The organism is Streptomyces sp. NPDC036813, assembly GCF_055609245.1.
In genome coordinates this window covers 328,526-348,037 of record NZ_JBVJPV010000001.1, presented here as the reverse complement: position 1 = coordinate 348,037, position 19,512 = coordinate 328,526, and the positions used below count along the sequence as shown (strand labels likewise).

At 73.5% G+C, this 19,512-nt stretch carries 13 protein-coding genes; 4 read left to right on the top strand and 9 right to left on the bottom strand.

Annotated elements, in window-relative coordinates:
* Positions 1-129 precede the first annotated feature (129 nt).
* The gene (locus ACZ67Q_RS01430) at positions 130-1,815 is read left to right on the top strand and encodes a ribonuclease J (protein WP_471174997.1); all 1,686 of its coding nucleotides are present in this window, start codon (positions 130-132) and stop codon (positions 1,813-1,815) included.
* A gap of 168 nt (positions 1,816-1,983) precedes the next feature.
* On the opposite strand, the gene ACZ67Q_RS01425 is transcribed toward ACZ67Q_RS01430, so the two are convergent.
* Positions 1,984-2,472 (bottom strand): GNAT family N-acetyltransferase, encoded by a 489-nt coding sequence (locus tag ACZ67Q_RS01425; RefSeq protein WP_471174995.1) that lies wholly within the window; start codon positions 2,470-2,472, stop codon positions 1,984-1,986.
* 157 nt (positions 2,473-2,629) lie between these two features.
* Here ACZ67Q_RS01425 and ACZ67Q_RS01420 point away from each other — a divergent pair, with 157 nt between their 5' ends.
* Positions 2,630-4,039, top strand: a complete 1,410-nt coding sequence (locus ACZ67Q_RS01420; protein ID WP_471174993.1) for a phytoene desaturase family protein — start codon at positions 2,630-2,632, stop codon at positions 4,037-4,039.
* A gap of 17 nt (positions 4,040-4,056) precedes the next feature.
* Here ACZ67Q_RS01420 and ACZ67Q_RS01415 read toward each other — a convergent pair whose 3' ends face one another.
* Positions 4,057-4,992 (bottom strand): oxidoreductase, encoded by a 936-nt coding sequence (locus ACZ67Q_RS01415; protein ID WP_471174991.1) that lies wholly within the window; start codon positions 4,990-4,992, stop codon positions 4,057-4,059.
* 82 nt (positions 4,993-5,074) lie between these two features.
* Between ACZ67Q_RS01415 and ACZ67Q_RS01410 the strand changes: the two genes are divergently transcribed.
* Positions 5,075-5,716 (top strand): acyl-CoA-like ligand-binding transcription factor, encoded by a 642-nt coding sequence (locus ACZ67Q_RS01410; protein ID WP_471174989.1) that lies wholly within the window; start codon positions 5,075-5,077, stop codon positions 5,714-5,716.
* 60 nt (positions 5,717-5,776) lie between these two features.
* Positions 5,777-6,421: a dihydrofolate reductase family protein gene (locus ACZ67Q_RS01405; protein WP_471174987.1), complete on the top strand. Its 645-nt coding sequence runs from the start codon at positions 5,777-5,779 to the stop codon at positions 6,419-6,421.
* 85 nt (positions 6,422-6,506) lie between these two features.
* Here ACZ67Q_RS01405 and ACZ67Q_RS01400 read toward each other — a convergent pair whose 3' ends face one another.
* From ACZ67Q_RS01400 to ACZ67Q_RS01370, 7 genes are all read right to left on the bottom strand, one after another.
* On the bottom strand, positions 6,507-9,305 hold the full coding sequence (locus ACZ67Q_RS01400) for a DUF5682 family protein (protein ID WP_471174985.1): 2,799 nt from the start codon (positions 9,303-9,305) through the stop codon (positions 6,507-6,509).
* Between the two features lie 5 nt (positions 9,306-9,310).
* Complete coding sequence (locus tag ACZ67Q_RS01395; RefSeq protein ID WP_471174983.1) at positions 9,311-10,423, bottom strand: ATP-binding protein; 1,113 nt, start codon at positions 10,421-10,423, stop codon at positions 9,311-9,313.
* A 76-nt stretch (positions 10,424-10,499) separates the two neighbouring features.
* On the bottom strand, positions 10,500-11,957 hold the full coding sequence (locus ACZ67Q_RS01390) for a vWA domain-containing protein (protein WP_471174981.1): 1,458 nt from the start codon (positions 11,955-11,957) through the stop codon (positions 10,500-10,502).
* Positions 11,954-13,375, bottom strand: coding sequence for a hypothetical protein (locus ACZ67Q_RS01385; RefSeq protein ID WP_471174979.1), 1,422 nt, complete (start codon positions 13,373-13,375; stop codon positions 11,954-11,956). The genes ACZ67Q_RS01390 and ACZ67Q_RS01385 overlap by 4 nt, the downstream gene beginning before the upstream one ends.
* The gene (locus ACZ67Q_RS01380) at positions 13,345-13,848 is read right to left on the bottom strand and encodes a hypothetical protein (RefSeq protein WP_471174977.1); all 504 of its coding nucleotides are present in this window, start codon (positions 13,846-13,848) and stop codon (positions 13,345-13,347) included. Before ACZ67Q_RS01380 ends, ACZ67Q_RS01385 begins: the two co-directional genes overlap by 31 nt.
* A gap of 362 nt (positions 13,849-14,210) precedes the next feature.
* Positions 14,211-16,529, bottom strand: coding sequence for an SWIM zinc finger family protein (locus ACZ67Q_RS01375; protein WP_471174975.1), 2,319 nt, complete (start codon positions 16,527-16,529; stop codon positions 14,211-14,213).
* On the bottom strand, positions 16,529-19,399 hold the full coding sequence (locus ACZ67Q_RS01370; RefSeq protein WP_471174973.1) for a DEAD/DEAH box helicase: 2,871 nt from the start codon (positions 19,397-19,399) through the stop codon (positions 16,529-16,531). The genes ACZ67Q_RS01375 and ACZ67Q_RS01370 overlap by 1 nt, the downstream gene beginning before the upstream one ends.
* Between the last annotated feature and the right edge of the window lie 113 nt (positions 19,400-19,512).

Sequence of the window (19,512 nt, the reverse complement as noted above, 5' to 3'; positions counted from 1 at the left end):
ACGGGGGTGACGGCCGTGTGGGTCTGACCAGGTGGAAGGCCTTCCGGGCAGCGTCGAGGCACATCGAGCGCGCGTGGGATCACCCAGGCAATGGATCATCCTGTCCCGGTCTCCGGGTACCGTCAGGGTATGAGTCATCCGCACCCCGAACTGAAAGCCGCCCCACCCCTTCCCGAAGGAGGGCTGCGGGTCATCGCCCTGGGCGGCCTGGGTGAGATCGGCCGCAACATGACCGTCTTCGAGTACGCCGGCAAGCTGCTCATCGTCGACTGCGGCGTGCTGTTCCCCGAGGAGACCCAGCCCGGCGTGGATGTGATCCTGCCGGACTTCACCTCGATCCGGGACCGGCTGGACGACATCGTGGCCGTGGTCCTCACCCACGGCCACGAGGACCACATCGGCGGCGTGCCGTACCTGCTGCGCGAGCGCAGGGACATCCCGGTCGTCGGCTCCAAGCTGACGCTGGCGTTCCTGGAGGCCAAGCTCAAGGAACACGGCATCCGGCCACGCACGGTGCGGGTACGCGAGGGCGACCGGCGCGGCTTCGGCCCCTTCGACTGCGAGTTCGTGGCGGTCAACCACTCCATCCCCGACAGCCTCGCGGTCGCGATCCGCACCGGCGCCGGGATGGTGCTGCACACCGGTGACTTCAAGATGGACCAGTTCCCTCTCGACGACCGCATCACCGATCTGCGCGCCTTCGCCCGCCTCGGCGAGGAGGGTGTGGATCTGTTCCTCACCGACTCCACCAACGCCGAAGTACCCGGCTTCACCACCTCCGAGCGTGAGCTGAACCCGGCGATCGAGCAGGTGATGCGCACCGCACCGCGCCGGGTCATCGTCTCCAGCTTCGCCAGCCACGTGCACCGCATCCAGCAGGTCCTGGACGCCGCCCACCAGCACGGCCGCAAGGTCGCCTTCGTCGGCCGGTCGATGGTCCGCAACATGGGCATCGCCCGTGACCTGGGCTATCTGAAGGTCCCCTCCGGTCTCGTCGTCAGCACGAGGGAGCTGGAGAAGCTCCCGGACCACAAGATCACTCTGGTGTGCACCGGTTCCCAGGGCGAACCGATGGCCGCGCTGTCCCGGATGGCCAACCGCGACCACATGATCCGCATCGGCAAGGGCGACACGGTCCTGCTCGCCAGCTCCCTCATCCCCGGCAACGAGAACGCCATCTACCGGGTGATCAACGGACTCACCCGGTGGGGTGCCCACGTGGTCCACAAGGGCAACGCCAAGGTGCACGTCTCCGGGCATGCCAGCGCCGGCGAACTCGTCTACTGCTACAACATCGTCAAGCCGCGCAACGTCATGCCGGTGCACGGCGAATGGCGGCACCTGCGGGCCAACGGCGACCTCGCCATCCGTACCGGCGTCGACCCCGACCGGGTCGTCATCGCCGAGGACGGCGTCGTCGTCGACCTCGTCGACGGGCGCGCGTCCATCACCGGCAAGGTCCCCGCCGGCAACGTCTACGTGGACGGCATGGAGGTCGGCGGCGCCACCGAGGCGTCCCTCAAGGACCGCCTCACCCTCGCCGCCGAAGGCGTGGTCACGGTGGTGGCGATCGTCGACGCGGACACCGGCGCGCTCGCCGAGGCCCCCGACTTCCTGGCCCGCGGTTTCGTCCACGACGACGCCACCTTCGAGCCGGTCGTTCCCGTCATCGAGAAGACCCTGGCCACCGCGGCCCAGGAAGGCGTCGGGGACGCGCGCCAACTCGAACAGCTCATCGCCCGCGCCGTGGCGAACTGGGCGTTCCGCACCTACCGCCGCAAGCCCCTCATCATCCCCGTCATCATCGACGCCTGAGCCACAACCCGGCAGCGCGGTGCCCGTCTTGGCCGGGCACCGCCGCCATGGCCAGGTCGGGCACGGGAGTCGGCAGCCGCCTTGTTCCTTCTCCGGCGTCCGGTGGCGCCTGCGTTCCGGTCGGCCGCCCCGCAGCGAAGCCGGTGCGATGCGAACCGGCACACCGCGTCATTCCGAAGGAATGCGGAACTCGAGTTCGGGACGGTCCCACGGCACGGCGGGCGGGTTCGCGAGCACGGTTCCGATCCGCACCGCGCCGACGCGGTGGTAGAAGTCCTCGGCGGGAGGGTGCGACACGACCTTGACACGGTCGAGCCCGGCGGTGCGGGCCTCGGACTGCATGTGCGCGACGAGCAGTCGTCCGATGCCCCGTCCTTGCGCTTCGTCGGCGACGAACAGCAGGTCGAGCTCCGGCGGATCGAGGACGAGCGAGTAGAACCCGAGGATCCGGCCTCCCTGCTCGTCGGCGCCGACGGCCACGAAGGCCCGGTGGGCCTCGATGTAATCAGGACCGACCCGGTAGCCCGCGACAAGGGCTGCGTACTCACCCGCGTAAGCGCCTGAGCCACGCACGAGCCGGGTGAGCCGTTTGGCATCCCGCGCGACGGCCCTCCGTATCGTGATCAGCCCGCCGATCGGGGACGTAGGTGAACTCATCGGGAGAGTATTTCGCACCGGAGAGCGCCTTGGTGCGGCGGGTCGGCTGCTCGGGCGGGCATTCCCGCACCACTCCAGGGAATCACTCACCCAAGAGCCGGCGATGCCCATGTTCATCGCACTGGCGTGTGTTTGCAGACGGGAAAGAGGCGGTCGCATGACCACCGCAGCCGTGGTCGGCAGCGGGCCCAACGGGCTCGCCGCCGCCCTCACCCTCGCCGCCGAGGGCGTACGCGTCCGGGTCGTCGAGGCCGCGGACGTCCTGGGCGGCGGCACCCGCTCCAGCGAGCTGACCCTGCCCGGCCTCATCCACGACGAATGCTCCGGCATGCACCCGTTGGGGCCCGGCTCGGCGTTCGCCCGCCGCTTCGACCTGGCCGGGGCGGGCCTGACCTGGCGCTGGGCCCCGGTGGAGTTCGCGCACCCGCTCGACGGCGGGCGCGGCGCGGTCGCGGTCCGCTCCGTCGCCGAGACCGCCGCCGGCCTCGGTGCGGGCGGCCGCGGCTGGCAGCGCACGTTCGGGCCGCTCACCGAGCGGTTCGACACGATCAGCCAGGAGTTCCTGCAGCCCGTGCTGCACGTTCCGCGTCACCCGTTCCACCTGGCCCGGCTCGGCGCCTACGCGGGGCTGCCGGCCACGCTGCTCGCCCGCCGGTTCGGTTCGGCCGAGGCCCAGGCCCTGTGGGCCGGCGCGGCGGCGCACACCTTCCGGCCGCTGCACACGCTCGCCTCCTCGGCGATCGGGGTGGCGCTGACCACGTCCGCGCACGCCTTCGGCTGGCCGGTCGCCGAGGGCGGCTCGGCCGCGATCCGGGACGCGATCGTCCGCCGCGCTACCGAGTACGGCGTGCGGTTCGAAACGGGCCGCCGGGTGACCTCGCTCGACGAACTGGGCGGCCCCGACCTCGTCATGCTGGACACCTCACCGGCCGCCGCCGCCCGGATCGCCGGCGAGCGGATGCCGGGCCGGGTGCGCCGCGCGTACACCCGCTACCGGCACGGGCCCGGTGCGTTCAAGGTCGACTACGCCGTCGAGGGCGGTGTGCCGTGGACGCACGAGGGCTCCCGCTCCGCCTGCACGGTGCACCTCGGCGGCACCGTGGAGGAAATCGCCGCCGCCGAGAGCGATGTGGCGGCCGGCCGGATGCCCGAGCGGCCGTTCGTCCTCGTCGGCCAGCAGTACCTCGCCGACAAGACCCGCTCGTCCGGTGACGTCCATCCGCTCTACGCCTATGCCCACGTCCCAGCCGGCTTCACCGGTGACGCGACCGAGGCCATCACCGCACAGATCGAGCGGTACGCACCGGGGTTCCGCGACCGGATCCGGGCGATGCACGTGCGCAGCACCACGGAGCTGAGCCGGCACAACGAGAACTACGTCGCCGGCGACATCGTGACCGGCGCCAACGACCCGTGGCAGCTGCTCTTCCGCCCGCGCGCGGCTCTCGACCCGTACGCCACGGGCGTCCCCGGCGTCTACCTGTGCTCCGCCGCGACGCCGCCCGGAGCGGGCGCCCACGGGATGTGCGGGTACAACGCCGCACGGCGGGCGCTCGCCCGGCTCTGAGGAGCGCGCGCATCCGCTCAGGCGGGCGCGGGGAGCGTGAAGCGGACGCCGGTCAGCTGCTCGGACATCTGCCACAGCCGGCCGGCGGTCTGCGGGTCGGTGGCTCGCCGGGCCAGTTCCACCCGGCGCGGGGCTCCCCGCAGCTCGCCGGGCCCGTCCGGACCGTAGAGCTCGCCGCCCCGGGCGTCGGGCGCGGTGGCCGCGTACAGCTGGGGCAGCGCGCCCTGCTCCGGGGACTGGGCGAGGGGCAGCAGGAGGCCGCCGAAGAGGAGCTTCACCCTGGCCACGGGGGCACTGGTCTGGAGGTGTGTGGCGGTGTAGCCGGGGTGGGCGAGCACGCTGCGGACCGGGCTGGCCGACGCGGTCAGCCGCCGGTGCAGCTCGTGTCCGAAGACCGCGCCCGCGAGCTTGGACTGGTTGTAGTGGCCCATCGGCGAGTACGTCCGCTCCCCCGTCGGGTCGTCGAAGGAGATTTGCGCCCGGCGGTGGTTGGCCGACGTCACCGTCACCACCCGCGGATCGTCGCCGTCGGCCAGCGCGTCGAGCAGCAGGCCGGTGAGGGCGAAGTGGCCGAGGTGGTTGGCCGCGAACTGCAGCTCCACGCCCTCGGCGGTCAGCGTGCGGGGCGGCGCCATCACACCGGCGTTGTTGACGAGGACGTCCGGGCGTACACCGTCGGACGTCAGCCGGTCGGCGAAGGCGTGGACCGACGCGGTGTCGGACAGGTCGAGCGGGCGCACCTCCAGTCGGGCGCCCGGGCTTTCGGCCGTGATCCGCGCGGCCGCCCGGCGCCCCTTCTCCTCGTCCCGCACGGCGAGGATCACGCGGGCACCCTTGCGCGCGAGAGCGCGTGTGGTGGCGAACCCCAGGCCGCTGTTCGCTCCGGTGACGATGAAGACCCGTCCGTCCTGGTCCGGTATGTGCTCGGCAGTCCAGCGTTCTGCGCGTGTCATGTGACTCAGCGTGCCGTTCATGACATCAAGTGTCAAGCGCGGCACTTGGAGACGCACCCGGCACGGCGCGTACGATGGGGCCATGACCTCCCGCCCGGCAGACACCCTGGCCCAGCGCAAACGGCAGCTCGTCGCGGACGAGTTGACACAGGCCGCGCTGACCCTGCTGGCACGTGACGGCTTCGACGCGGTCACGGTGGACGAGATCACCGCCGCGGCGGGGGTGTCCAAGCGGACGTTCTTCCGCTACTTCGCCTCGAAGGAGGACGTGGTCGTCCAGTTCCTGGCCGGCATGGGCACCGCCATGGGTGAGGAACTCGCGAGCCGCCCGGCCGCGGAATCACCCTCGGCGGCACTGCGGGCCACGGTGTGGCGCTCCATCGACGCCTGCGCGGGACATACCGAGCGTGCCCTGCCCGTCGTCCAGCTGATCCTGCGGACGCCCGCCCTGCTCGGCCGATTCCTGGAGCGTCAGGCGCAGTGGCGTGAGGTGCTCGCGCGGGAGGTGGCCCGCCGGCTCGGGCTCGACCCGGTGGCGGACCTGTATCCGCAGCTGGCCGCCGGGATGGCGCTGACGGCCTTCCACGCGGTGCTGCAGCGCTGGAGCGACAGTGACGGCGCCGAGGATCCGGCCGCGCTGACCGACCGGGCCTTCGCGGTCATCGCGCCGGCGCTGGACACCGGCGCGGGAGCCGACGGGACCGGTATTCCGCAGCACCGATGAGTTCTGCAGCGGCGGACGGTCTCACCTCCGTCGATGCCGACACGGGAAGGACCCCACCTCATGACTCAGCTGCTCCGCGTGCAGAACTTCAACATCTCCAGTGACGGATTCGGTGCCGGGGAGGGCCAGAGCCTCGAGCGACCGTTCGGCCACGCCGATCCGGCGCAGATGTTCGCGTGGGCGGGGGCCACGGCGAGCTGGCCCATGCGCACCGACCCCGGGGGCAGCCGCGGCCTCGACGACTACTTCACCCGGGACTACGCCCGCAACATCGGCGCCGAGATCATGGGCCGGAACAAGTTCAGCCCCCACCGCGGGCCCTGGGAGAACCACGAATGGCGCGGCTGGTGGGGCGACGAGCCGCCGTTCCGCACCCCCGTGTTCGTCATGACCCACCACCCGCGCCCTTCGTTCACCCTCTCCGACACCACCTTCCACTTCGTCGGCGGTGATCCGGCCGACGTCCTGGCGCAGGCCCGGCAGGCGGCGCAGGGCAAGGACGTCCGGCTCGGCGGCGGGGCGACCACCATCCGGGAGTTCCTGGACGCCGGCCTCGTCGACACCCTGCACGTGGCGGTCTCGCCGGTGAAGCTCGGGTCCGGCGCACGGCTGTGGGAGTCGCCCGAGGAGCTGCTCGACCGCTACCACCTGGACGTCGTGCCCAGCCCGAGCGGTGTCACCCACCATCTGTTCTGGCGCAAGTGAGAGACGGCGTTGCCGGGGCCACCGCACCCGGAAGTGCGGTGGCCCCGGCGGTGGCCGTCGGCCGGTCGCCGTCGGAGCGTCGCCGTCAGCCGGTGGCCAGCAGCGCCATCAGGGCCTCGGCGGTCTGCGGATGGCGGGCGAGCAGCGCCACGCCGGCCGGGGCCGGTTCCGCCGTCTGCCAGGGATCCGCGCAGCCGAGCAGGTCCGCGACCGCGTCGCAGGTCGCGGGATGGGCGCCCAGCAGGGGCAGGCCATGTGGGCCGGTCGCGCGCTCGGGGGACGGGCGGGGTGCCGCGGGGGCCGGGGCTGCCCGCCACGGGGGTGTCCACGTGTCCAGTTCCGCCAGCCGGCCGGGGAAGATGCGGCCGGCCTCCCGGATCAGCAGAGGCGCGAGGTCGGCACCACCACCGCGCAGGGTGGTGATCAGGGTCGGCAGCCAGGGCAGCAGCACCGGGTCCGGCAGCTGTGCGAAGGCCTGGGAGACGGCTTCGACGACGAAGTCGGCCAGGTGGGGCACCGGTTCCAGGGCGTGCAGGAAACCGCTGAGGTAGCGCGGATAGGCGGGCACCACCAGCGGGTTGCCGAGGAGCTCGGCGCACCTCGCCCGCAGCTGTGCCCGGGAGAGCCGGCCCAGCTGCGTCTCAGCCGCCCACAGCAGCGCCGTCTTGGCCGGGTCCTCGGGATGCGACTGGGCGACGGCCAGCTCCAGTTGGTTGCGGTCGCAGCCGAGGGACAGCGCGAGGCTCTCCATGCTGAACAGGAAGCCGAGCATGGCCGCGACCTGGCCCACGCCCGCGTCCTCGTCGGTGAACGCCGTCGGCAGCAGCGTGCAGTAGTGCGCGTAGCCGGTCTTGACGAACGACTCGATCCACGGCGGCAGCGTCGGCTCGCTGGTGCGGTAGTACGCCAGCAGTCCGCGCACCCGGCGCAGCACCTCGGGCGCGCCGTCGACGCTGCGTTCGGTCGCCAGCACCTCCAGGGCGCGCTGCCCGAGTTCGTCGGCCAGCCGGCGGCTGCTCAGGTAGAGGGTGGCGTCCTCGACGGCCTCGAGGACCCGCGCCGCGGTCGCCTGCGGGCCGTACGCCACGCGCCGCAGCCGCTGTTCGAGGACCTGCTCGATGCTGACGCCCTCGTAGCCCAGCTCGATCAGGGCCCGTTGATGGGTGCCGAGCGCCAGGTCCCAGGACTCCTGGATCGGCTGCTCGCCGAGCCGCCGCTCACCCATGATGGGGCGGGCGGCGCCGTGCGGCATCAGATACCGCAGCATCCACAGCACGTCGGAGCACCGCGCCAGCTCGGGCCGGGATGCCATGTCGAGCAGTGCCCGCTGCACGCCGCGCTGTTGCAGCTTGAGGTTCAGCGGGGCCAGCCGGTCGTGGACGTCACGGGCGAGCGGCGGCAGGGCGTCGTAGCCGACCTGGCCGACGCGGTCGCCGCCGAGCATGATCTCCACCAGCCGGCGCACGTCCCGCCGGCCCGGCACGGTGTCCTTCTCGATGCAGGTGACCGCCGCGTCCTGGAAGTCGTACGGCGTCGGCTTGGCGCGTTCCCGCATCCCGGCCAGCAGGATCGACGTCTCGAACACGGCGATGGCGTCGGCGGTGGACGCGAGGTAGCCGTTGCGGCGGGCGGCGCGCACGATCTCCACGGACCAGCCCAGCAGTTCCGCCTCGTCGAGTCGGTCGAGGACGGGTGGCCGTTGCAGGAAACCGGTGAGCTTGTCGGACGCGTCGAGCGGTGGCGCGGGGACGGCGGCAGGGACGGCCTTGGCCGCCTTCCTCGGTGTCTTCGTGCCGGCCTGTCCGGCGAGCCGGTACGGCTTGGTCCGGGTGCGCTTGAGGTTCTTCGCCCACTCGGTCGCGGCGATGGACACCGAACCGGCGGCGAGGCCGAACTGCGCCTCGATCGCCGCGTGACTGGACGGGATCAGGCCGTGCTGCCACTTGGTGGCACTGGGCGGGCTGATCTCGAAGGTGCCGGCGCCGTGGACGCCGAACTCCTCGACGCGGCTGGCCGCGTGGAAGGCGCCGCACACATAGAGCGCGTCCGCGGGGTCCGTACCGGTCGCCGCGAGGTGGGCGCGCATCCGCGTCCACATGTACCGCTCGCGGTCCTCGTCCACCCGCACCCGGCCCTGATCACCCGGCGCGAGGCGGCGGAAGAGGCTGCCGATCAGCAGCATCACCTGGCGGTAGGTGTCGTGGTCGGCGTCCCCGAGGGGCAGTTCGACGTACTGGTGCCACCACTCCGACCAGTGCCGCACCCGCCCGTGCCGCAGCAGGTGCTCCTCCAGCTCGGCGAAGCGCGGGCGCAGGTCGCCGATCTCCACGCCGACCGCGTCGCCGTGCAGCGCCGCCTCCTCCTCGGCGGGCGGTGCGTCCGGGTCGGCGGCATCGGCCGTGTCGCCGGTGTTCTCCTGCCACTGGAAGACGTGGTCGGAGGAGCGGTCGACGAGGACCAGCTCGACGCCGGGGGTGTCCAGGGCGTAGGCGATCGCCTGGTACTCGGCGGACGCCTCGGTGATCGGGGCGACCACGGACAGCGGCGCCCACTCGGCGGGGAAGCCGTCGACCTCGGTCGCGAACGCCTGCACCGCGACGGGGAGCCGGCAGTTGCGCAGCTCGGTCAGCAGCGGCGCCATGTCCTCGCACAGCTCCAGGTACACCACCTTCGGCTGCTTCTCGCGCAACCGGCGCGCCATGGCGAGCGCCGAGGCGGGCGAGTGGTGGCAGACCGGGAAGATCTCCAGCGGTTCACGCACCGCGCGGTCGACGTCGTCGACGATGCCGAGAAGGATGCCCTGAAGCGCGTCGGGGCCGTCGGCGAACGCGGTCGCCGCTTGCTGTAGTTGGCCGCGCAGCGCGGCGAAGGTTCCCTCGGTCATGGCGCTCACGACAGGGTGGTGATCGCGTCGCGGCCGCCCTCGTAGAACTCCGGCCAGGAGCCGCCCTCCTCCTTGCCGCGCGGCTCGACCACGCCGTGCAGGTACTTGTTGAGGATGGCCAGGTCCTCGGGCTCGCGCCGGGCGAGGGAACCGACGAGCGAGGAGGCGAGGGTGCGGGCGGTCAGGGCGCGCTCACCGAAGAAGTTGCTGTGCAGGATGGCGTCCTCCAGCACGCCGATCTGCTCGGCGGTGGACAGCGCCGACTCCAGCTTCTCGTCGTCGCTCGCGGCCGCGGCCGCCGAGGCGCGCAGGTCGGCGAAGCTCTGCAGCAGCACGTCCAGCAGCGTCGGCGGCACGTCCAGCTCTATCCGATGGCGGCGCAGCAGTTCCTCGGTGCGGAAGCGGACGATCTCCGCCTCGCTCTTCTTGTTCGTCACCACGGGGATGCGGACGAAGTTGAAGCGGCGCTTGAGGGCGGAGGACAGGTCGTTGACGCCGCGGTCGCGGCTGTTGGCGGTGGCGATGACGGAGAAGCCGGGCTTGGCGAAGACGATGTTGTCACTGTCGAGTTCGGGAACCGAGATGTACTTCTCGGACAGGATGGAGATCAGCGCGTCCTGGACGTCGCTGGTGGAACGGGTCAGCTCCTCGAAGCGGCCGATGACGCCGGCCTCCATCGCCGTCATGATCGGCGAGGGGATCATCGACTCCCGCGACTGCCCCTTGGCGATGACCATGGACACGTTCCACGAGTACTTGATGTGGTCCTCGGTGGTGCCGGCCGTGCCCTGCACCACGAGCGTGGAGTTGCGGCAGACGGCGGCGGCCAGCAGCTCTGCCAGCCAGCTCTTGCCGGTGCCGGGGTCGCCGATCAGCAGCAGGCCGCGGTCGGAGGCGAGAGTGACGATGGCACGCTCGACGATGCTGCGGTCGCCGAACCACTTCTGGGAGATCTCCCGGTCGAGACCGTCGGCCCGCTCGGAACCCAGGATGAACAGCCGGATCATCTTCGGCGACAGCCGCCAGGAGAAGGGCTTGGGGCTGTCGTCGACGGACTCCAGCCAGTCCAGCTCCTCGGCGTACTTGATCTCGGCGGGGGCGCGCAACAGGTCGGACACGTCAGGGCCTTTCGATGGAAGCCGGGAAAGGAAAGAACGGCAAAGAGAACAAGGTGGGGGCAGCGAGCGGACGGACCTAGGCGAGGAACGTCTTCAGCTCGTGCACGAGCTTGCGGATGTGGCCGGATATGACCGGCGTACCGAGGTCCTTGAAGCGCTCCTTGAACCACGGATTGACGCTGCCGCGCCCGGCGCTGGTCACCGAGCCGACCGGGATGAACTTCGCGCCGGAGCGGTGGATGGCCGCCATGCTCTCGAACAGCGGTTCGCAGCGCCATTCGTAGAAGTCGGAGATCCACACCACGACGGTGTTGCGCGGTTCGGCGATCTTCGGCTGGGTCAGGGCCATGGCGACCGTGCCGTCCGTGCCGCCGCCGAGCTGGGTGCGCAGCAGAGTCTCGAAGGGGTCGTTCACCCACGGGGTGAGGTCGAGCGCCTGGGTGTCGTACGCGATCAGGTGGACGTCGACCTTGGGCAGTCCGGCGAAGATCGACGCCAGGATGGTGCAGTTGACCATCGAGTCGACCATGGAGCCCGACTGGTCGACGACCACGATCAGCCGCTGCGGTGTCGTCTTGCGAGCGGTGTGCCGGTAGTAGAGGCGGTCGACGTAGAGCCGCTCCTCCTCCGGGTCCCAGTTGGTGAGGTTCTTCCAGATGGTGCGGTCGAGGTCGAGGTTGCGGAAGACGCGCTTGGGCGGGACCGACCGGTCCAGGGCGCCCACGGACGCCTTCTCGACCTGGGTGCGCAGCACCGCGGCGACCTCGTCGACGAAGCGGCGGATCAGTGCCTTGGCGTTGGCGAGGGCCACACCGGAGAGGTTGTTCTTGTCGCGCAGCAGCTGTTCGATGAGCGACATGCTCGGGGTGAGCTGCGCGGCGAGCCGGGGGTCGGCGAGAACTTCGCGCAGGCGCATCCGCTTGACCATGTCGGCCTCGATGGCGCCGAGTTCGGGCCCGATCGCCGGGATCAGCGTGCTGAGGTCGGGGGTCGGGAAGCCCGTTCCGGTGCCGGTCGGGCTCACTCCCCCGCCGGCGCCGGACCGGGCGGCGCCGCTGCCCGCGCCGCGGCCGCCGCGCAGGTCGCCGGGGGCGCAGCCGAGCGCCCGCTCGAGCCAGCCGGCGTCGGCCTGCCAGCGGGCGAGCTGCCCGGCGGTGACCGTGCCGGTGCCGGCGGCGAAGACGTTGAGCAGCACCTTGGACGCCAGGGCTGCCCGGCGGACCTCGGCGGCCCGGTCGCGGCCCTCCTCCTCCGGCTCGGGCACCATCAGAGCGTCGAACTCGGCGGCCAGCTCGGGGTGGCGCTGCACGATGGCGTCGACGGAGGCCTGCGGGTCCAGCAGCGCGGGCGGCAGCCCGATGTCCTCGACGACGGCCAGGGAGGCGGACTCCAGACCGGCCTGCTCCTCCGGGTCGAAGAGACGGGCGAGCAGGCGCCAGTACAGGACCTGCCGGCGGTTCTCGTCCGGTGCGGGCAGCGGGGGTGTCTCGGTGGCGGGGTGGGGGGTCACGCCGGTGGTGGTGTGGTCGGTCATGTGCGCAGCAGCCTTCCCGCCCGTTCGCGCAGTACGGCCACCGCGTCGGTGGCGGCCTTCTCCGCCTTGACTCCGGTCTTGTCCGTCGTGCCCCCGGCCCAGGCGCCCGCGTGCACCGCGACCGTCTTCTTGCGCACGGTGGTCTCCACCGCGAGCGGCTGCAGGACCCACCGCCCGGCGTCCCAGCGCAGCAGCCCGATGCAGGCGCCGGAGGTGGCGACGGCCTGCGGGGTGAGCGGTCCGGCCACCGGGACTCGGTCGGTGTCGACGGCCAGGCGATGCCCGGTGACGGTGAACGTCACGGTGTCGTCGTCCTGTTCGATGCCGTAGCCCTCCAGGAACACCGGGTGGGCCAGGCGCACCGGGTGCCGGTCCAGGGGGACGGCCTGGGGGGCGGCGGCGGTGGGCAGGGCGACGCGGGCGGTGGCGAAGGGGTCGGCGCTCCCACCGGGGCGGGCGTGCTCGTCCTGCCAGATCAGGTCGCCCTCGGCGGTGACCGGCATGTCGGTGAGGTCCATGCAGCGGCCCTCGCCGGCGGCGGCCAGGAGCGACATGTGCGGGCGCAGCAGCTGCCATACGCCCGCGCCGAGGACCGTGTCGGGCTTCGGCACGGACACGCTTGCCCGCACCAGCCGGGGCGCGGTGCCGTCGGCGGGTTCCAGCACGGCGTGCACCTGCGCCTGGGCCGCGGTGGCGTGCTCCTGGACGTCGACGCCGAGGGGCAGCAGCCGGCCGGTGACGGTCTGCGTGACGGGCGCGGTGGCGGCGCCGGGCAGCGTCAGGAGCATGCCGCGCGCCCACAGGTCGGCCCAGCGGCGCACGGGCACGGAGTCCAGGCGGGCGGCCCCCGGGCAGGATGCGGCGAGTTCGGCGGCGAAGCCGTCGAGGAGGGTCGCGAGGCGCCGCAGCGCGGGGTTCGGGAGCATCGCGGAGACCACTGGGGCGGAGCCGGAGACCACGTCGTGGTCGAGGCCCTGCCAGCCGGTGCGGGCCAGGTCGCAGAGCCAGGCGCGGGCGGCCGCGAGCAGGTTCGGCGCCTGCTCGTCGGCGGCGGCCGGGGCGGGGACCTCGGCGCGGGGCCGGCCGGTGGCCTGGTCGGCGCGTGCGGCGAGCGCGTCGTGCGCGGCGCCGAGCAGGGCGGTGCGGGCCGCGGCGAGGACGAGGAAGTGGTCCTCGCTCGCGGCGCCGGCCGCGGCCTTCTCGGCGGCTTCGGCGACACGGGTGGCGAGCGGGCTCGCGGCGACGGCGTCGGCGATCGCCGTCAGGCCCTCGGTCTGGGCGGGCTGCGGACGCAGGAGGCCCCCGAGCAGGGTCCGGTCGAAAGCGTCGACGGCTGCCAGGGTCTCGTCGAGGCCGTCCACCGGTTCGGTGAGCAGATCCATCCGCATCAGGCCACCGCCCTCGTCGGCGGGAACCACTGCATCTCCGGCAACGGCGCGGTGGTGGGGGCGAGTTCCAGATACGCCAGGTGGCGCAGGAAGCGGCTGAAGACGGAGGCGGCGGCCTTGCTGTCCGCCGGCGCGGGGCGGGTGGCGCTCATGGTGAGGCGGATCGACTGCGCGCCGGCCTCGCTCTCGCCGAGGTCGACCCGCAGATAGCGGGCGACGCGCTCGGCGCCGTACTGGAGCACCGATTCGTTGATCAGCGCGCCGATGTGGTTGCAGAAGCCGCCGCGGGCGCCACCGCAGGGACGGTTGTTGTTGGTGCTGCACGCGTAGGCGTACGTCGCGGCGGCGACCGAGGAGACGTAGACCCGCTCGATGTCCGAGCCGCTGGAGACGACGCCCTGAAGGCGTCCGTCGGCCAGTTCGACGAACGGGACCTTGGCCAGCTTGCGCGGCCTGGCGGGCGGGATCACCCGCGTCGTGCTCGACCTCTCGACGTCGGACAACGCACCATCTCCTTTGCAGCACGAGGGAAGCCCATCGCCGGACCGGCGGGACACCAACGAACTTAGCGGGGACCACTGACAACGCCCTTGCGGCGGACGGCTGGTGGGCTCCGCAGGCAGGCCGGGGCCGGGGTGCGGTCGGTCGGAGGCGGCTCTTGGAGTCACGGCGCAGGGGGACGCAGGGGGAACCGGGTGCGGAGGGGTACGAGGCCGTTGCCGGGCTCCCCGGCACCAGACCGGAACCGGATGCGGACGGTCAGAGGCCGCTGCTGGACTCGCCGACAGCCGGCCGGAGCCGGATGCGGACGGTCAGAGGCCGCTGCTGGACTCGCCGACAGCCGGCCGGAGCCGGGTGCGGACGGTCAGAGGTCGTCCGTGGTGCCGAGGCCCGTGAGGGCGCCGACCGGGTCGGAGTCGGGAGTGCCGCGCGGCCACCAGTCGTCGGCGCCGGGCTCGGACTCGTAGGCGTACCACAGGCCGTCCCGGCCCAGCCGGAGCTGGACGTGTCCGCGCGGGTGGGTGAGGCGGTTGCGCCAGGGGCGGAACGCCGGGAGATCGGCGGCCAGGAGCGCCGGACGCGCCCGGTCGAAGCGTCCCGCCGGAGGATCCCACGGCTCCTCCAGGACGGCGAGCCCGTCCGGGCCGCCCTGTCGCCACGCGGCGACCGCGCGGGCCAGCTCGGCGGGCGTGCGGCCGGCCGCGGAGGCGAGCGAGGAATACAGGGCGCGCGAGCCGGCGGTGAGCCCGGAGCCGGGCCGGGCCGCGGCCAGCCGGATCGCGTCCTGCCACAGGGTCAGCTCGCCCACCTCGTCGTGGCCGGTGGCGAGCAGGGCGTGGGCACGTGCGGCCGCGTCGGTGGCGAGCTGGTCCAGTGCGATCGGGTCGGGTCCGCCGGGGGCCGCCGGGTAGACGGGCGGCTGCTCCGGGTGCGGTGGTAGCGGCAACGGATCGGGAAGCGGAGGGAGTTGGCGGGGTGCGAGGGCTTCGGCGGCCCGGACGCCGGGCAGCGGGGCGGGTTCCCGGTCCTGGGCGGCTCTGGCGGCACGCGTGGCGCTGAGCCGGGCGAGCGCGTCGAGCAGCTCCCGCTCGCCGCGGCCGCGCAGCAGGAGCAGCACGAAGGGGTCGGCGTCCAGCAGGCGGGCGGTCTGGTAGCACAGGGCGGCGGCATGCTTGCAGGGGTGACCGCGGTCGGGGCAGCTGCAGCGCGGCTCCAGGTCGCCGGGGCCGGGCAGCAGCCGGACACCGCAGTCGGCGAGGGACTGCGGCATCTCCTTGTCGAGCAGGGCGGCGATGTGGCCGGGCCGCTCGGCCGCGGCGTCCAGGAAACGCGCCCAGTCTGCGTCGTCGAGGGTCCGCAGCCGCACCTGCACGCGGTACGGGCGCGGCCGGCTGCCCTGCACGTACGCGAGGACCGAACCGGGGGTGACGGTGATCGCGTCCACGTGGCCCTGCTCGGCGTAACCCCGCCCGCGGGCCAGCCTCTTCGGGTCGAGCGCGCCCTCCTCGAGCGCCGTCACCCAGGCGTTGCCCCACCACGTCTCGGCGAACCGGGAGTCCTCACCCGCAGGCAGGGGCGCGAAGGGCGGGAAGGTGCGTCGCAGGTCGCCGTCCCGCGCGGGTGCGGCCATGGAGCGGGGCAGGAGGGGTGCCGGGGCGGAAGCCTCGGGCGGCGTGAGGCGGGCGGGGGCGTCGTGCTCGTGCACGGGACGCGGCGCCACCGGCGGCGGCGTGGTCCGGCTCACCCGCTCTCCCGGGCCGCCGGCCTCCCCGGCGACCTCGTCCGTCGTCGCCTCGGTGGGCATGTGGAAGGCGCCAGCCAGCAACTGCCGCAGTTCCCGGGCGCGTTGCCCGGCCCGGGGGTTGCCGGGGGCGTGGCTGGGGTGCGGGGCGGCCGCGGGCTCGGAGGAACGGGACGGTCTGCGCCGCAGGGAGGACGTGCGGTCCGCCTGTTCCGCGTCGGCCGCCTTGCGCTGCGCCTCGGCGCGGGCCGCGCGCAGCGCCTCACGGGCGCGGTCGGCGGGCGCCGCGTCATCGGCCGGGCCCTCGGCCGCGGGTCCCGGCTCCGCAGGTGCGGCAGCGGCCTGTTCATCGGGCGGAGCCGGATGCCCTGCGGCTTCGTCGTCGGCCGGCGCCGCCGTGCGCCGCTGGGCCACCGCGCGGCGCAGCGCCTCACGCGCGACGTCCCCCGGCCGGGACTGCTGCCGCGCGCCAGGCGGCTCTACGGCGTCGGTGGCGGCCACGCGTTCCGGCTGTACGCCGTCGGCGGCTGCCCCGTGCTCCGGCTGTCCGGCGTCAGCCGTCCCGGGATCTGGTTGTCCGGCATCGGCGGCTGCATCGTGCTCCGCCTGTACGGCATCGGTGACCGCCGCCTGGCTCGGCGGTACGGCGCCAGTCGCTGCCGCGTGATCTGGCGGTGCGGCGCCGGAGGCTGCCGCATGATCTGACTGTCCGGCGCCGGAGTCCGCCGCGTGATCTCGCTGTTCGGTGGCCGGCGCCTGCTCCGCCCGCGCGGACTCGTCCTCGCGCTCGGGGCTTCGCCGCTCCCCCGCGCCGGTTGCCTCCGCCGTCGCCGCACCCCGCTCGCGCGCCTCGCGCAGGGCCCGGCGTGCCGCCTCCGCCGGGCCGGGGCCGGGCGCGTCGGCCCTGCCGTCGGGCATGGCGTCGTCGTGCGTCGGTGTCATCACGCCTCCCTCCGCAGCGAGACCAGGTCGGACAGTTCACGGTCCGTCAGTTCCGTGAGGGCGGACTCGCCGGAGCCGAGGATGGCGTCGGCCAGGGCGCGTTTCGCGGCGAGCATCTCGGCGATGCGGTCCTCGACCGTGCCCTCCGTGATCAGCCGGTGGACCTGAACCGGCTGGGTCTGGCCGATGCGGTAGGCGCGGTCGGTGGCCTGTTCCTCCACGGCCGGGTTCCACCAGCGGTCGAAGTGGACGACATGGCCGGCGCGGGTGAGGTTCAGGCCGGTGCCGGCGGCCTTGAGGGACAGGACCAGGATCGGTGTCGTACCGCTCTGGAAGCGGTCGACCATGCGCTCGCGTTCGGGGACGGGGGTGCCACCGTGCAGCAGGTCCACCGGGACCGCGCGGGCGGCGAGGTGCGCGGTGATCAGGCGGGCCATGCCGACGTACTGCGTGAACACGAGGGCGGAGCCGTCCTCGGCGAGCAGCGTGTCCAGCAGCTCGTCGAGCAGGGCGAGTTTGCCGGAACGGTGGGCGAGCCGGTCGCCGACGGCCGGGCCGTGGTCCTCCTTCAGATACAGCGCCGGGTGGTCGCAGATCTGCTTCAGCGAGGTGAGCAGCTTCAGCACCAGGCCACGGCGGGACATGCCCTCGGAGACCTCGATGGCGAGCATCGACTCGCGCACCACCGCCTCGTACAGCGCGGCCTGTTCGCGGGTGAGCGGCACCGGGTGGTCCGTCTCCGTCTTGGGCGGCAGCTCGGGCACGATGCCGGGGTCGGACTTCTTGCGCCGCAGCAGGAACGGGCGGACCAGACGGGCCAGGCGCTGCACGGCCTCCTCGTCCTCGCCCGTCTCCACGGCGCGCGCGTGCCGGGCGCGGAAGGACTTCAGGGGGCCGAGCAGCCCGGGGGTCGTCCAGTCGAGCAGGGCCCACAGCTCGGAGAGGTTGTTCTCGACCGGGGTACCGGTCAGCGCCACGCGCGCGGGGGTCGGGAGGGTGCGCAGCGCCTTGGCCGTCGCCGAGTACGGGTTCTTCACGTGCTGGGCCTCGTCGGCGACCACCATGCCCCACGGCTGTTCGGCCAGGGCCGGCGCGGCCGAGCGCATGGTGCCGTACGTGGTGAGGACGAAACCGCCGTCGAGGTCGTCCAGGCTGCGGTCCGGGCCGTGGTAGCGGCGGACGGGGACGCCGGGCGCGAACCGGGTGATCTCCCGCTGCCAGTTGCCGAGCAGGGACGCCGGGCACACCACCAGGGTCGGTTCGCTGCGGGCCCGTTTGAGGTGCAGGGCGATCACGGTGATGGTCTTGCCGAGACCCATGTCGTCGGCGAGGCAGCCGCCGAGGCCGAGGGAGGTCATCAGCTCCAGCCAGGCCAGCCCGCGCAGTTGGTAGTCGCGCAGGGTGGCGTGCAGCCCGGCGGGCGGCTGCGCCGGGGTCACACCGGCGGTCAGGCGGTCGCGCAGGGCCGCCAGCGCGCCGGCCGGGACCGCCTCGACCGTCTCGCCGTCGACCTCGGCGGTGCCGGTGAGGGCGACGGACAGCGCGTCGACGGGGTCGAGCAGACCCAGGTCGCGCTTGCGTGCCTTGCGGACGAGGGCCGGGTCGACGAGCACCCACTGGTCGCGCAGGCGCACCACCGGGCGGTGGGCCTCGGCGAGGGTGTCCATCTCGGCCTCGGAGAGCGGGTCGCCGCCGAGAGCGAGCTGCCAGCGGAACTGCAGCAGGTCCTCGCTCTCGAAGAAGCCGGTGCCGTCGGTCGCCGAGCCCGGCGCCGGCCGGACCACGGCGCTCGCGGTGAGGTCCTGCGCCAGGTCACGCGGCCAGTGCACGGCGACCCCGGCGGCCGCGAGCCGGGTGGCGGCGACGCCGAGCAGGTCTCCCAGCTCGTCCTCGGACAGCGCCAGCACATCCGGGGCGTCCTGTTCGGTGAGCCGGGCCAGCGGGGGCCACACGCGGGCGGCGCGCCGTACGGCGAGCGCGGCGTCGACCCGCGCGCGGGGGCCGAAGGCGGCGTCGGCCTCGCCCGCCCACAGCGCCGCCGCGTCGGTGATCAGGGTGGGGTCGGCGAGGCTGTGCACCTGCACGATCGCCGCTCCGGCGCCGCGCGCGCCCGCACCGCCGGAACCCTGGTCGAACAGGTCGGTCGCCGACAGGTCCAGGCGCAGCGAGATCCGTACTCCGGCGTCCATGCCGGCGGCGACCTCGGCGGCCCAGTCCTGCGCGCCGGGCAGCCGGACCGGTTCGCGGGCGGCGAAGGGCCGGCCGGAGGCGTACGGCGCGGCGGGCGTGCGGGGCAGGGTGTCGGCGACCGCGTCGAGGAAGGCGCGCAGGAGCGCCTCGGGGTCGGGCAGCCGCAGCGGGCCCGGGCCCGGCAGCGGGACGGCGTGCCCCTCGGCCGGCAACGCGGCGGCGACCGCGCGCAGGTGGGCGATGTCGTCCGGGTCGAGCGGTCCGGCGCGCCAGGCGTCGTGGCCGGTCGGGGTGAGGCCGGGCAGCAGACGGCCGCGCGCGGTGAGCCGCAGCGCGTGCAGTGCGGCCGCGCCCCAGCAGGCGGTGGCGGGATGCGCGGCCGGGTCGCGGCGGGCGCGTACCAGCAGCGGCAGGGCGGTGCCGATCGGGAGGGACAGCGCCGGGGCCTGGCGGCGGCGGACGGACGCGCCGTGCGGCCGCACGACGGTCAGGTCGACCGGCTCTGCGGTGGTCTGCTCGGGCAGGGGACCTTCGTCCGGGTCCCAGAAGGCGAAGCGGCTCTCGCGCGGCAGGGGGGCCGGCAGGAAGACGGCCGCGAGCCGCACGGGAACGCGTTCGGACGTCGTGGGCGGGCCGGCCGCGCGCCCGGCACGTTCCGCCACCGCGGGCACCTCTCCCATACGCTCTGCCACCTCCCGTCCACGCGTCGGATCAGACGTCTTCGACTCTACGGGCGGGGTCTGACAATCGGCTCCGGCGGCCGGGACGCGCCGGGACGCCTGGCCGGCGACGG

Bases quoted from the DNA above. Each gene is read 5' to 3' on its own strand.
- ACZ67Q_RS01430 (WP_471174997.1), top strand. From the start codon at position 130: ATGAGTCATCCGCACCCCGAACTGAAAGCCGCCCCACCCCTTCCCGAA.
- ACZ67Q_RS01425 (WP_471174995.1), bottom strand. From the start codon at position 2,472: ATGAGTTCACCTACGTCCCCGATCGGCGGGCTGATCACGATACGGAGG.
- ACZ67Q_RS01420 (WP_471174993.1), top strand. From the start codon at position 2,630: ATGACCACCGCAGCCGTGGTCGGCAGCGGGCCCAACGGGCTCGCCGCC.
- ACZ67Q_RS01415 (WP_471174991.1), bottom strand. From the start codon at position 4,992: ATGACACGCGCAGAACGCTGGACTGCCGAGCACATACCGGACCAGGAC.
- ACZ67Q_RS01410 (WP_471174989.1), top strand. From the start codon at position 5,075: ATGACCTCCCGCCCGGCAGACACCCTGGCCCAGCGCAAACGGCAGCTC.
- ACZ67Q_RS01405 (WP_471174987.1), top strand. From the start codon at position 5,777: ATGACTCAGCTGCTCCGCGTGCAGAACTTCAACATCTCCAGTGACGGA.
- ACZ67Q_RS01400 (WP_471174985.1), bottom strand. From the start codon at position 9,305: ATGACCGAGGGAACCTTCGCCGCGCTGCGCGGCCAACTACAGCAAGCG.
- ACZ67Q_RS01390 (WP_471174981.1), bottom strand. From the start codon at position 11,957: ATGACCGACCACACCACCACCGGCGTGACCCCCCACCCCGCCACCGAG.
- ACZ67Q_RS01375 (WP_471174975.1), bottom strand. From the start codon at position 16,529: ATGACACCGACGCACGACGACGCCATGCCCGACGGCAGGGCCGACGCG.
- ACZ67Q_RS01370 (WP_471174973.1), bottom strand. From the start codon at position 19,399: ATGGGAGAGGTGCCCGCGGTGGCGGAACGTGCCGGGCGCGCGGCCGGC.